Annotated in this window: 12 protein-coding genes; 8 read left to right on the top strand and 4 right to left on the bottom strand. The window is 72.5% G+C overall.

The annotated features are described in order from the left end of the window. Nucleotides 1-353 precede the first annotated feature (353 nt). A complete protein-coding gene (locus tag EV376_RS06100) occupies nucleotides 354-1,109 on the top strand; it encodes a 2-phosphosulfolactate phosphatase (RefSeq protein ID WP_130321161.1) in 756 nt (251 codons plus the stop codon). 258 nt (nucleotides 1,110-1,367) lie between these two features. Here the strand turns inward: EV376_RS06100 and EV376_RS06105 are convergent, their stop codons facing one another. After that, a complete protein-coding gene (locus EV376_RS06105; protein WP_130321162.1) occupies nucleotides 1,368-3,302 on the bottom strand; it encodes a carboxypeptidase-like regulatory domain-containing protein in 1,935 nt (644 codons plus the stop codon). Nucleotides 3,303-3,404: 102 nt separating this feature from the next. Here EV376_RS06105 and EV376_RS06110 point away from each other — a divergent pair, with 102 nt between their 5' ends. The 5 genes from EV376_RS06110 to amcA all read left to right on the top strand — a co-directional run bounded on the left by EV376_RS06110 (nucleotide 3,405) and on the right by amcA (nucleotide 8,197). Next, the gene (locus tag EV376_RS06110) at nucleotides 3,405-3,785 is read left to right on the top strand and encodes a sterol carrier family protein (protein ID WP_130321163.1); all 381 of its coding nucleotides are present in this window, start codon (nucleotides 3,405-3,407) and stop codon (nucleotides 3,783-3,785) included. A 133-nt stretch (nucleotides 3,786-3,918) separates the two neighbouring features. Further along, nucleotides 3,919-5,505 (top strand): amidophosphoribosyltransferase, encoded by a 1,587-nt coding sequence (gene purF, locus EV376_RS06115; RefSeq protein WP_130321164.1) that lies wholly within the window; start codon nucleotides 3,919-3,921, stop codon nucleotides 5,503-5,505. Nucleotides 5,506-5,565: 60 nt separating this feature from the next. After that, nucleotides 5,566-6,720, top strand: a complete 1,155-nt coding sequence (gene purM, locus EV376_RS06120) for a phosphoribosylformylglycinamidine cyclo-ligase (protein ID WP_130321165.1) — start codon at nucleotides 5,566-5,568, stop codon at nucleotides 6,718-6,720. A gap of 168 nt (nucleotides 6,721-6,888) precedes the next feature. After that, nucleotides 6,889-7,992, top strand: coding sequence for a cyclophane-forming radical SAM peptide maturase AmcB (gene amcB, locus EV376_RS06125; RefSeq protein WP_486482870.1), 1,104 nt, complete (start codon nucleotides 6,889-6,891; stop codon nucleotides 7,990-7,992). Next, the gene (gene amcA, locus EV376_RS06130) at nucleotides 7,961-8,197 is read left to right on the top strand and encodes a multiple cyclophane-containing RiPP AmcA (protein WP_130321167.1); all 237 of its coding nucleotides are present in this window, start codon (nucleotides 7,961-7,963) and stop codon (nucleotides 8,195-8,197) included. Before amcB ends, amcA begins: the two co-directional genes overlap by 32 nt. Nucleotides 8,198-8,354: 157 nt before the next feature. On the opposite strand, the gene EV376_RS06135 is transcribed toward amcA, so the two are convergent. After that, a complete protein-coding gene (locus EV376_RS06135; RefSeq protein ID WP_130321168.1) occupies nucleotides 8,355-8,570 on the bottom strand; it encodes a DUF3073 domain-containing protein in 216 nt (71 codons plus the stop codon). 294 nt (nucleotides 8,571-8,864) lie between these two features. After that, nucleotides 8,865-9,947 carry a Glu/Leu/Phe/Val dehydrogenase dimerization domain-containing protein gene (locus EV376_RS06140; RefSeq protein WP_130321169.1) on the bottom strand — a complete coding sequence of 361 codons (1,083 nt, stop codon included), beginning with the start codon at nucleotides 9,945-9,947 and terminating at the stop codon, nucleotides 8,865-8,867. 227 nt (nucleotides 9,948-10,174) lie between these two features. Between EV376_RS06140 and EV376_RS06145 the strand changes: the two genes are divergently transcribed. Continuing rightward, entirely contained in the window at nucleotides 10,175-11,014 is an 840-nt protein-coding gene (locus EV376_RS06145) for a DUF8083 family protein (RefSeq protein WP_130321170.1), read from the top strand. 252 nt (nucleotides 11,015-11,266) lie between these two features. Beyond that, nucleotides 11,267-11,476: a BldC family transcriptional regulator gene (locus tag EV376_RS06150; RefSeq protein ID WP_007073996.1), complete on the top strand. Its 210-nt coding sequence runs from the start codon at nucleotides 11,267-11,269 to the stop codon at nucleotides 11,474-11,476. Between the two features lie 97 nt (nucleotides 11,477-11,573). Here EV376_RS06150 and EV376_RS06155 read toward each other — a convergent pair whose 3' ends face one another. Then, nucleotides 11,574-11,954 carry a PPOX class F420-dependent oxidoreductase gene (locus tag EV376_RS06155; protein ID WP_130321171.1) on the bottom strand — a complete coding sequence of 127 codons (381 nt, stop codon included), beginning with the start codon at nucleotides 11,952-11,954 and terminating at the stop codon, nucleotides 11,574-11,576. Nucleotides 11,955-12,047: the final 93 nt, after the last annotated feature.

Raw genomic sequence — 12,047 nt, forward strand, 5'->3', positions numbered from 1 at the left:
ACCGAGGAGCCGGCGGCCGCTGTCGAGGAGCCGGCGGAGGTTGTTGAGGAGTCGGCGGGGGCTGCTGAGGAGCCGGCGGGGGCTGTCGAGGCGTCGGCGGAGGTTGCTGAGGAGCCGGCGGAGGTTGCTGAGGAGTCGGCGGGGGCTGCTGAGGAGTCGGCGGAGGTTGTTGAGGAGTCGGCGGGGGCTGCTGAGGAGTCGGCGGCCGATGCGGGCGATGTCGCCTCGCCGGGCGGCGTGATCGCGACTCCGCCGGCCGAGACGGCCGAGGAGCAGGCCACCGACGACGAGCCGTCCGACCCGGCTTCTGGTGAGTCCGACCAGCCCTCCGCGCCCCGACCAGCGCTGAGGCGTTGACCGCGGCCGTCCACGCGCAGCCCGGTTCCGGCGCCCGGTTCGAGTGGGGGCTGGCTGGGGCGGCCGAGCTCGGCCGGGTGTGCGCGGCGCTGGTGGTGGTGGACGTCCTCTCGTTCACCACCGCCGTCGAGGTCGCGGTGGCTCGCGGTACGCGGGTGCACCCGTTCCCCTGGGGTGCGCAGGCCGCCGACTACGCCCGCCGCGTGGGCGCCGTCGCCGCGGTGGGCCGCCGGCGCACCACACCGGACCATCCGTGGTCGCTGTCCCCGGCGGCGTTGAGCACCGCGCCAGCCGTCCCCGAGCTGGTCCTGCCGTCACCCAACGGCTCGGCGATCAGCGCCGCGGCCAGCGCCACCGGGCTGCCGGTGGTCGCGGCCTGCCTGCGCAACGCCGGCGCCGCCGGGCGCTGGCTCCAGCAGCAGGGGTACGGCTCGACCGACGCGCCGATCGGCGTCGTCGCGGCCGGGGAGCGCTGGCCGGACGGTTCGTTGCGCCCTTCGGTGGAGGACCAGCTCGGTGCGGCCTGCGTGCTCGACGCGCTGTCCGGCGTGCCGGGCGGGCTCTCCGTCGAGGCTGCCGTGGCGCTCGCCGCGCTGGCCAGCACACCCGACGTTCCGGCCGCGGTCCGGGGCTGCGTCTCCGGGCGGGAACTCACCGAGGGTGGCTTCGCCGCCGACGTGGAGATCGCCGTGCAGGTCGGCGCCTCGGACGTGGTCCCGGTGCTCCGCAACGGCGTCTTCTCCGCAGCCTGACGGCGGCCGCCCCACCCAACCCCGCAGCCTGACGGCGGCCCCCACCCCTCTAGGCGGCCTGGCGGCGGCCTCCACCCAAGATCACGCTCGAAGCACGAAGTAGTGGTGTCATGGTCGCAGGGAAGCCACTACATCTGCGTCGCAGCGTGATCATGCAGTGCGGCGGGCGGCGCGTACCGACGCACCGACCCGGGGGCCGGAACCGCTGAGGGGCCGTCCGGATCCGGACGGCCCCTCAGCGGTGTGTCTGCGTGGTTCTCAGTCGTCGAGCCAGTCCAGCCGGCGACCGCCCCGGTCCTGCGGCGGGCCGTCGGGCCGGCCCCGGCTAGCCTGGGCCGGGTCACCGTAGCCGCCGTAGCCGCCCTGGTCGTAACCGCCCTGGTCGTAGCCACCGCGCTGGGCCGGTGGCTCCTGGCCGTACCCGCCCGGCTGGTCGTACCCGCCGCCGTAGCCGCCCTGGTCGTAACCGCCCTGGTCGTAGCCACCGCGCTGGGCCGGTGGCTCCTGGCCGTACCCGCCCGGCTGGCCGTACCCGCCGCCGTAGCCGCCCTGGTCGTAACCACCGCGCTGGTCGTACCCGCCGGTCGGCTCGCCGCCCCGGCCGTAGGACGGGGGCTCCGGCTGGCCGTAGCCCTGGTTCTGCTGGTAGGTGCCGGTCGCATACGGGTCGGCCGGTGCCGGGTACTGCGTGGCGTCACCCTGGTAGCGGCCGGTCGGCTCGTCGTACCGCTCGCCGTAGCTGGGGGCCGGTGGGTAGCCCGCACCGGCCGGGGCTCCGGCGGGAGCACCGTAGTCGTTGCCGCCGTACCCGCCTCCGGACGAGGGCGGTGTGCCGTAGCCGCCGCCGGAGGACGGCGCGTTGCCGTAGGCCCCGGCGCCGTACCCGCCCGGCCCGGCCGGGTCGTCGCCGTAACCGCCGCCGGCCCAGCCACCCTGGCCGGCGGGCGTGCCGTACGGCTGCGGCGGCACGCCGTACGGGTCCGGCGGGACGTCGTCCACCACCGGCCGGTGCATCATCGTCGGGGCGTCGCCGATGGCCGAGCCGACCATCGTGGGAGGCGCCCCGGCCGGGTTGACCACCCGGGTGTGGTCGTCCGCTCCCCGGTAGGCGCCCCGGGCCGCCGGGACCGCGCCCGCGGCGGCGGTGACCGGGCCGGCGCCCTCGTCGGCCTCGTCGTTCTCCTTGCGGCGCATCCACAGCAGCACGATCGTGCCGACACCGGCGGCGACGAGAAGGCCGCCGAGCAGGATGATCAGGAGCGAGCCGATGCCGCCGGAATCCTCGTTGCCGGCGTTCGTGGGAGCGGCAGCGGCGGCGTCCGCCGACTCCTCGGTGCCCTCCTCGAGCGCCTCCTCGCTGGGCAGCGCCTCGACGCTCTCCGACGGGGTGGCGCTCGGGCTCGCCTCGGTCTTGACGGCGAGGGCGATCCGCTGGCCGGTGACGCTCTGCCCGGCGGAGGCGTTGAAGCTCTTGAAGGCGCGTACGTCGCCCACGCTGGCGCCGATGTCCAGCCGGCCGGGGGCGATCGGGTTCGAGGCGGAGCCGTTGAAGCGGAAGTTGCCGCCGTCGTCGGTGATGTCGTCGAACCGCTTGCCGCTGGAGTCCTGGAGGATCACCACCGCGTTCGGCACGGCCTTCCCGTCGGACTGGTTGACGACCTTGCCGGAGACCGTCTTGACCGTCTGCGCCTGGGTTGGCTGCGGGTTCGGTCCGCGCACCGACATGTCCCGATCATCGCTGCCCTGATCGCCGCCGGCCCGCGCGGAGACCCGGACCTTGCCGGACCTGGTGTCCCCGGCTGGAACGTTGCCGGCAACCAGGGTGGCTCGGAACGTCTCCTCCTGGTTCGGTGGGATCAGGCGGGCGGGGATGTTGCAGTCGCCCTGACAGTTGAGGCCGTCAAAGGTGTCCACGTTGACGCTGAAGGCCGTCGGCGCGGCATTGTTGTTCTTGACGGTGAACGTCAGGGAGGCTTGCTGACCCGGTCCTAGGGAACCGGCGGACAGCCCGGTGATCTGAACGTCCGGGTTGGCCGCGAAGGCTGGCGTGGCGGGGACGGTGAGCAGGGCGCCGACCACCAACGCCACGAGCACACCGGCCCGCTGCTTCCAGGCACGTCGGTGTGTTGACACGTCCACCGCCTTCCGGACTGGCTTTCCTCCACGGCCGGCGGTCACCGGGCCGGGGAACATCACGGTATGAATACGCCGTCGGCAACTATGCCTTGTCTGACCGGATCAGCGCGACCCAGGGCCAACGTGAGACGGGCCGCGCGCGAGTCGTAATCTCCCGTCGTGTCCTCTCCGCACGTTAAGTCCGCCGCGATCGCGGCGGCGTTGTCGGCGCTCGACGAGGGGCGTACGCCCGATCGACCGGTGCTCCGAGAGGCGGTCCGTGCCCTGTTGACCGCCCTTGCGGAGCGCGCCCCCGGCCGATCGGTGGAGGTGCGTGTCCCACCTTACGGTGCAGTTCAGTGCGTTCCGGGTCCCCGACACACCCGGGGCACCCCGCCGAACGTGGTCGAAATGGATCCGGAGACCTGGTTGAGGGTCGCCACGGGGAGCCTCGGCTGGGCGGACGCGGTCACGGAGGGTCGCGTACGGGTGAGCGGGATCCGGGCGGACCTCTCCGCGTACCTGCCGCTTCAGCTGCGTCTGGACCATCCCGACCGGTAACGGACAGCAGCGATTTCGTGACTTTCTGTGTCGACTCGGGTTCGCGTACACTGTCAGGCGACGACAGTGGTCCCGGCCGAGGAGTGCGGATTTCGTGATTCCGCCAGGCCAGTCCAGCATGAGGGAGCGGCAGGTGCCCCGAGGCGATGGCCGGCTGAGCCACGACCTTGATCCCCAACGTCCCGGCCCCCAGGACGCGTGCGGCGTCTTCGGCGTGTGGGCCCCTGGCGAGGAGGTCGCCAACCTGACCTACTTCGGGCTGTACGCGCTGCAGCACCGGGGGCAGGAGGCGGCCGGCATCGCGGTCAGCGACGGCTCGGGCGTGGTGGTCTACAAGGACCTCGGTCTGGTCGCCCAGGTCTTCGACGAGCCGACCCTGGCCAGCCTGCGCGGGCACGTGGCGATCGGCCACGCGCGCTACTCGACCACCGGCGCCTCCACCTGGGAGAACGCCCAGCCGACCATCCGGGCGACGACGTCCGGCACGACCATCGCGCTGGCGCACAACGGCAACCTGGTCAACCCGGCGGATCTGCAGCGCGAGGTCGCTGAGCGCGGGTTGGCCGCCGACGGCGCCACCAACGACACCTCCCTGGTGACGATGCTGCTGGCCAGCCGGCCCGACCTGTCGGTCGAGGCCGCCGCGCTGGAGGTGCTGCCCCGGCTGCGGGGCGCGTTCAGCTTCGTCTTCATGGACGAGTCGACGCTGTACGCCGCCCGGGACCCGCACGGCGTCCGCCCGCTGGTGCTCGGCCGGCTGGCGCGCGGCTGGGTCGTGGCCAGCGAGACCGCCGCCCTCGACATCGTGGGCGCCAGCGTCGTCCGCGAGGTGGAGCCGGGCGAGCTGATCGCCATCGACGAGGACGGGCTGCGCTCCACCCGGTTCGCGCCGCCGGAGCCGAAGGGCTGTCTCTTCGAGTACGTCTACATCGCCCGTCCGGACGCCACCATCGCCGGGCGGAACGTGCACGCGGCACGCGTGCAGATCGGCCGCCGGCTGGCCAGGGAGCACCCGGTCGAGGCGGATCTGGTTATCCCCGTCCCGGAGTCCGGCACGCCGGCCGCGATCGGTTACGCGGCGGAGTCCGGCATCACCTACGGCGCCGGCCTGGTCAAGAACCCGTACGTCGGGCGGACGTTCATCCAGCCGTCCCAGACGCTGCGCCAGCTCGGCATCCGGCTCAAGCTCAACCCGCTCCGCGAGAACGTGCGGGGCAAGCGCCTGGTCGTGGTCGACGACTCCATCGTCCGCGGCAACACCCAGCGGGCCATCGTGCGGATGCTCCGCGAGGCCGGGGCGCTGGAGGTGCACGTCCGCATCTCCTCCCCGCCGGTCACCTGGCCGTGCTTCTACGGCATCGACTTCGCCACCCGCGCTGAGCTGCTCGCCAACGGCCTGGAGAACGAGGGCGTCCGGCGGTCGATCGGCGCCGACACCCTGGGGTACGTGTCGCTCAGCGGCCTCATCGCGGCCACCGAGCAGCCGAAGAGCCGGCTCTGCCGAGCCTGCTTCGACGGCGAGTACCCGATCGAGCTGCCTGCCGCCAACCTGATCGGCAAGCACGTGCTGGAGGGGGTCGGCCGGCGGGTCACCGCCGGGGCCGCCGAGCAGCACACCTCTCCGCTCGTCGCCAACCCGGGCGGCGACGACAGTTTCGGCGCGGCGCGCCGGACGTCGCGTTCCGACCTGGAACCGTCGGTCACCACCCACCGCCCGTAGCACCGCCGGGCGCGCCCGGCCACCGCCGGTCCCGCGCCAGAACCACCAAAGGGGAGAACCGTGACGCACGTGTCCGAGCGCAGCGGCGCAGGAAGCAGCCCGACCGGCGCCGGCGGCGACCGCAAGGCCTGGACGGCCGGCACCGGCCGCCCGGCGCGCAAACGCTCGGTCTCCTACGCGGACGCCGGGGTGTCGATCGAGGCGGGCGACCGCGCGGTCGAGCTGCTGAAGTCGAAGGTGCGGCAGACCCGGCGGCCGGAGGTGTTGGGCGACCTCGGCGGCTTCGCCGGCCTGTTCCGGCTGGACACGAAGAAGTACAAGAACCCGATCCTCGCGTCCTCCACCGACGGGGTCGGCACCAAGCTGGTGATCGCGCAGCAGATGGACATCCACGACACGGTCGGCATCGACCTGGTCGCCATGGTGGTGGACGATCTGGTCGCCTGCGGTGCCGAGCCGCTGTTCCTGCTCGACTACATCGCCACCGGCGAGGTCGTGCCGGACAAGGTCGCCGAGATCGGGGCCGGCATCGCCGACGGCTGCCGGTACGCGGGCTGCGCGCTGCTGGGCGGCGAGACCGCTGAGCACCCGGGTGTTCTCCGCCCCGACGAGTACGACATCTCCGCCACCGGCGTCGGCGTGGTGGAGGAGAGCGAGATCCTCAGCTCGGAGCGGGTCGAGGTCGGCGACGTGGTGATCGCGATGCGCTCGTCCGGCCTGCATTCCAACGGCTACTCGCTGGTCCGGCACGTGCTGCTCGGCGCCGGCCGGATGCGGCTCGACGTGGTGATCGACGACTTCGGCCGGCAGCGCACGCTCGGCGAGGAGCTGCTCACCCCCACCAAGATCTACGCGCAGGACTGCCTCAAGCTGATCGCCGAGGCGGACGTGCGGGCGCTCGCGCACGTCACCGGCGGCGGTATCCCGGGCAATCTGGTCCGGGTCCTGCCCGAGCACGTCGACGCGGTGGTCAACCGCGCCACCTGGAAGCCGCAGCCGATCTTCGACCTGGTGCAGTCCAAGGGCCGCATCGAGGACGTGGAGATGGAGGCGACGTTCAACATGGGCGTCGGCATGTTCGCGATCGTCTCGGCCGAGGACGCCGACCGCGCGCTGGCCACGCTCACCGGCCGTGGCGTGGACGCGTGGCAGGCGGGCGAGATCATCGAGGGCTCCGGCAACGTCCAGATGATCGGGCAGCACACCCGCGGTTGATCACGCTCCGGTGATCGTACGGACACCTGATCAGGGGTTCACCCGGGTGGCCGTCGCCGCCTAGCCTGAAGGGCACCCTCAACGCTGTCGGGCACGCCTGGTGCCTGGTCAGCTCCTCAGGCGCGGCAGAGGAGGGCGATGGCTGCTCGGGGACGGTCGACCAACGGGATGCGTGGCCTGGCCACCGTCCCGACCTACGTGGTGATGCAGCCCACCACCCTCTGCAATCTCGACTGCGCGTACTGCTACCTGCCGTTGCGTGGGGCGGACCGGCGGATGCCGGTGCCGGTAGCGGAGGCGGTGGCCGCGTCGGTCAACCCGTGGGCGCGGGCCGGGCGGTTCTCGGTGGTGTGGCACGGCGGCGAGCCGCTGGCCGCCGGGCGGGACCATCTCGCCGCCTTGATCGCCCCGTTCGGGCCGGAGGTCGAGCACCACGTCCAGACCAACGCGACGTTGATCGACGACGCGTGGTGCCGGTTCTTCGTCGAGCACCGGATCCGGGTGAGCGTCAGCGTGGACGGGCCGCGGGAGCGCAACGAGGAGCGGGTGACCCGGGCCGGGAGTCCGGCGTACGACCGGATCGTGCGCGGCGTCGAGGCGCTGCGCCGGCACGGGCTGCCCTTCTCGGCGCTGGCCGTGGTCGGCCGCCCCGAGCCGGGGCTCGCCGGCGAGCTGTACGACTACTTCCTCGACCTCGGCCCCGACGTGCTGGGCATCAACATCGAGGAGACCGAGGGGGTCAACACCCGGACCAACCGCCATGACGCGGCTGCGGTGACCGCCTTCTGGGCGGAGCTGGTGGCGGCCTGGCGCCGGGATCCGCGCATTCACCTGCGCGAGGTCGAGTGGTCGCTGCGCTACGCCGCGGCGGTGCTCGACGGCAGTGGGGACGATCTGCTGCCCCGGCGGCTGGACCCGATCCCCACGGTCGGCCACGACGGGTCGGTGACCGTGCTGTCACCCGAGCTGGCCGGCTTCACCGACCCCCGGTACGGGGACTTCAGCAGCGGCAACGTGTTGGTCACGCCGCTGGCGGAGATCCTGGCCGGTGCGGAGCGGACGCCGTGGGTGGGCGAGTTCCTCGCCGGGGTGGAGTCCTGCCGGGCCTCCTGTCCGTACTTCGGCTTCTGTGGCGGTGGTCACGCGGCCAACCGCTACTTCGAGCTGGGACGTTTTGACGGTACGGAGACCGAGCACTGCCGCAACAGCAAGATCCGCCTACTGGAGGGAGTGTTGGAGCATGCCCGAGACCACCGGTCACCGGCAGCCTGAGCGCGCGACGGGTGCCGCCCTGGACGAGGTCGCCGACCGCGTCCGCGCGGCGGGCAGCGGCCTGACTGCGCTGCTCGAAGAGGCCGAGGCCGCGCGTCGACTCCGCGCGGAGGTGGCGGGTGGCGACGGGGCCAGCGCGGTGTGCGCCTGGAACCACTTCGAGAACATCCCGACGTTCTACAACTGGAACAACCGGCCGCGCTGAGCGGGCCGGTCGGGTGTCGTCCGAGCACCTGAGGCCGTGTCCGGAGTCCCGGCCCGGGACTCCGGACACGGCCTGGTCGGACAGTCGGGACGCCGCTGCCGAGCCGGCACATACGTGAGCACGCGGGCCTTACCGCGTGCTCAGATGTGACCGGGGGTCAGCGGGTGGGACGGACCCAGGACTCCGGGTCGTCGTCCGCGTGGTCCTCGTCATCGTCGTCGACGTACTGCTTGTAGTCGTCGTCGAAGTCGTGGTCCGACTTGCGGCTGCCGCCGAGTTCTCGCTGCAAGGCGGCGAGGTCGGTGTTCGGGGAGTGGTACTTCAACTCCCGCGCCACCTTTGTCTGCTTGGCCTTAGCACGGCCGCGCCCCATGGCTCGACCCCCTCGCACAGAATGCGGGGCAGCCCGAAGGCGGGCCCCGATGACGTCAGGCATCTCTCGTAGCTCTTACGGTACATGGGGATGCCGTCGTTCGGCACCTCGGGTTACCGTCGACCGGCTCCGCGCGTCGCGGTTGCTCGGTCGTCACCCAGTGTACCCGGTAAGGACCGATACCGGGAGCACCCGTGACGCCGGACGAATCACCGCGAAACCCAGCTTAACGGTCTGCGCCCTGGCGAGGAGGCCCGGAGGCGGAACCAGGCGGCCCGCCCCCGGGGGCCGCGATCACGGCAGGTGGATCGTCCGCAGCCGGCCCACGTCGGCCATCCGCCGCTCGGCCAGGCGGTCCGCGGCGACCGCCGGCGGCACCCCCTCGGCGTCGGCGAGCCGCAGGATCTCCCGCGTGGTGTCGTAGATCTTCGTCGCCCGCAGCTTCGCCCGCTCGAAGTTGAAGCCCTCGATCTCGTCGGCAACCTGGATCACGCCGCCGGCGTTCACCACGTAGTCGGGGGCGTACAGGATGCCGCGGTCGGCGAGCACCTTCTCGATCCCCGCGTGGGCGAGCTGGTTGTTGGCGGCACCGGTGACCACCTTCGCGCGCAGGGCCGGGACCGTCTCGTCGTTCAGGGCGCCACCGAGCGCGCAGGGCGCGTACACGTCGATGTCGGCGGCGACGAGCGCGCTGGCGTCCTCGATGAGCGTCACCTGCGGGTGGGTCGCGCGCGCCCACTCCAGGGCCTTCGGGTTGACGTCGGTCGCCACGACCTCGGCGCCGTCCTCGAGGAGGTGACCGACGAGGTACTTGCCGACCTTGCCCAGGCCGGCCACGCCGACGCGCCGCCCGCGCAGCGTCGGCGCGCCCCAGACGTGCTCGGTGGCGGCACGCATGCCCTGGAACACACCCCAGGCGGTGAGGATCGAGGAGTCGCCGGCGCCGCCGTGCTCGACGCTGCGGCCGGTCACGTACCGGGTCTCCCGGGCGATCACGTCCATGTCCGCCACGTAGGTGCCGACGTCGCAGGCGGTGTAGTACCGCCCGCCCAGCGTCTCCACGAAGCGGCCGTACGCGCGCAGCAGCGCCTCGCTCTTGATCCGCTCGGGGTCGCCCCAGATGACCGCCTTGCCACCGCCCAGGTCGAGACCGGCGAGGGCGTTCTTGTACGCCATGCCGCGGGACAGGTCGAGCACGTCGGCGAGGGCGGCCTCCTCGCTCTCGTACGGGTAGAACCGGGTGCCGCCGAGCGCGGGGCCCAGCGCGGTGGAGTAGATGCCGATGATCGCCTTGAGGCCGGTCTGCTTGTCCTGGCAGAACACGACCTGTTCGTGACCGGCCGACCCCGGGTCGTCGGTGGTGGCGAATACGCCCATGACTCGCTCCTGGTGTGGTGTGCGGCCTTGTGGGCCACGGACCTGTGGACGCCGGCGGGATGCTGCCGGTGCCGCTGAGCCTAGTATCGGCCGACGTCGCCCCGCCGCCCCCGGCGTGCGCGTCCGTACCGCGGGACCCTGCGCCTGCGGACCGCCCGCCCGCCGCCCGGCGGACCGGAAAGCGGTGCCGCCGGGGCTTCGCGTCCGACTCGTGGGAGGATCGCGCCGTGCCGTCGCTCTTCGCTTCATACCTGCGCGTGTATGAACCGCTGACCGCCTTCGACCGTGACCGTCAGACGTACTGGCGCCGTTACGTCGAACAGGGGCGCGCCGTCGCCCCGGTCGAGGGGCCGGGCCGGCAGCGGACGTCCGTGATCGAGGCGCTCGGCGCGGGTTGGACGCGGCTGCCGGAGCTGCCGGAGGAGGCGTACGTCCTGGAGGCCGACGACACGCTGCTGGTGTGTCCGTGGAACCTGCGGATCCGGGTGGCGGAGGCCGCGCTGAGCGCACGGGACGGCGTACCCCCGGTGCTGGCCGACGCCTTCGTCCCGCCGGTCCTGGCGGGGCAGGCGAAGGCGGTGGTCGACGACTGGCGCAGCGGGGCGCGCGTGCTGGAGCACGGCGTGCCCCGGGTGCACGAGCAGATCGCCACCTGGGGCGTGCCGCTGCGGTGGTTCGTGCTCTTCGCGCCCGAGGAGCGGCACCACGTCACCCAGCCGGGCCGGCGGGCGCTGCGGTACCGGACGGAGATCTCCAAGGCCCGCCGCCGGTCGTCGCGGGCCCTCGCCGTGCTGCGCAAGTCGGTGGGCGCCGCGCCGATCACCGAGGCCGTGGAGGAGGCCGCGCGCTGGCTGGAGGAGTTCCATCCGCGGTCGGTCGTGGAGCTCGACTACGGGGGTCTGGTGGAGCTGCTCTCCGACGAGGCCCTCGCCGCGGACGACTCGCCGGAGCTGGTCGCGGCGGGCCTGGCCGGGCTGTCCCGCGGTGAGGCGGAGGAGGCGTCGACGGCGTACGACAAGCTGGTCGCGCGGTGGCGAGCCGTGCAGCTGCTGGAGCGGTGCAACTGATGGCAAATCCGCCCAGTTTAGCGGCCGAAGCTGAGGCACGTTCGTAGTTGACGCATCACGAACCGTGATCATGAGTCCGAATAAGGTACTTTCTGCCGTGTAAAAGTCGCATAATTCGGGCATGGTTCATCCGTCCGTCTAGGGACGTTCGGCCGTTCGGCCCATGTCGGACATCGGGGACTAGCCGGACCATGGGAGACGCGTCGGCCGGCGGGACCCCGGCCGATGTCTATACATGTGGAGGAGTGACCCATGGCATCGCGAACGCACGAACCGGAGCCGCTGCTCACGCCGGCCGAGGTGGCGTCGATGTTCCGTGTCGACCCGAAGACGGTGACCCGGTGGGCCAAGGCCGGCAAGCTCAGCGCCATCCGGACCCTCGGCGGGCACCGTCGTTACCGGGAGTCGGAGGTCAGGGCCCTGCTGCAGGGGCAGATCCCGCAGCAGCGCCAGGGGGACTGACCGGGGCGACAGCCCAACAGACGAAGTGCGTGAGGGCGGCGGCCGATCGGCCCGCCGCCCTCACGCATGTCCCGCGTCGTCAGGCCGCCAGCCGCCGTCAGGCCTTGAGCGTCACCCGGATGCCGACCGTGCCCTGCTCACCCCGGCGCAGCCGGCTGCCGAGCAGGGTGAGCCGGCCGAGCAGCCGGTACTTCTCCTTGATCAGCGCACGGACCCGGCGGGTTCCCGGACCGTCGGACAGCGTGGCGTGGCCGGGCACCGGCGGGCCCTGCGGCCGGCCCCGGACGTCGCACGGCGCGACCGTCACGTCCCCGCTGCGGCGGATCCGCTTCACCTTGCCGGAATCGGCCACCGTCCACACCGCGAGCGCGTCGCCGTCACGGACCGCCCAGACCGGCGTCGGCACCGCACGGCCGTCCTTGCGGAAGGTCGTGAGCAGGATGTACTTCTCCGCGGCGAGCCGGTCCAGCATGGTCACGCCGCCAGGATACGACCGCCACGGCGGCTGAGCGGGCAGTTAGGGCGTGTCGTCCGCCCTCGCCGCTGACCAGGGATGACGGGATTTCGCCGC

The sequence above is a fragment of the Micromonospora sp. CNZ295 genome (assembly GCF_004217535.1).

Bases quoted from the DNA above. Each gene is read 5' to 3' on its own strand.
- EV376_RS06105 (WP_130321162.1), bottom strand. From the start codon at position 3,302: ATGTTCCCCGGCCCGGTGACCGCCGGCCGTGGAGGAAAGCCAGTCCGG.
- amcB (WP_486482870.1), top strand. From the start codon at position 6,889: ATGCGTGGCCTGGCCACCGTCCCGACCTACGTGGTGATGCAGCCCACC.
- amcA (WP_130321167.1), top strand. From the start codon at position 7,961: ATGCCCGAGACCACCGGTCACCGGCAGCCTGAGCGCGCGACGGGTGCC.
- EV376_RS06135 (WP_130321168.1), bottom strand. From the start codon at position 8,570: ATGGGGCGCGGCCGTGCTAAGGCCAAGCAGACAAAGGTGGCGCGGGAG.
- EV376_RS06140 (WP_130321169.1), bottom strand. From the start codon at position 9,947: ATGGGCGTATTCGCCACCACCGACGACCCGGGGTCGGCCGGTCACGAA.
- EV376_RS06150 (WP_007073996.1), top strand. From the start codon at position 11,267: ATGGCATCGCGAACGCACGAACCGGAGCCGCTGCTCACGCCGGCCGAG.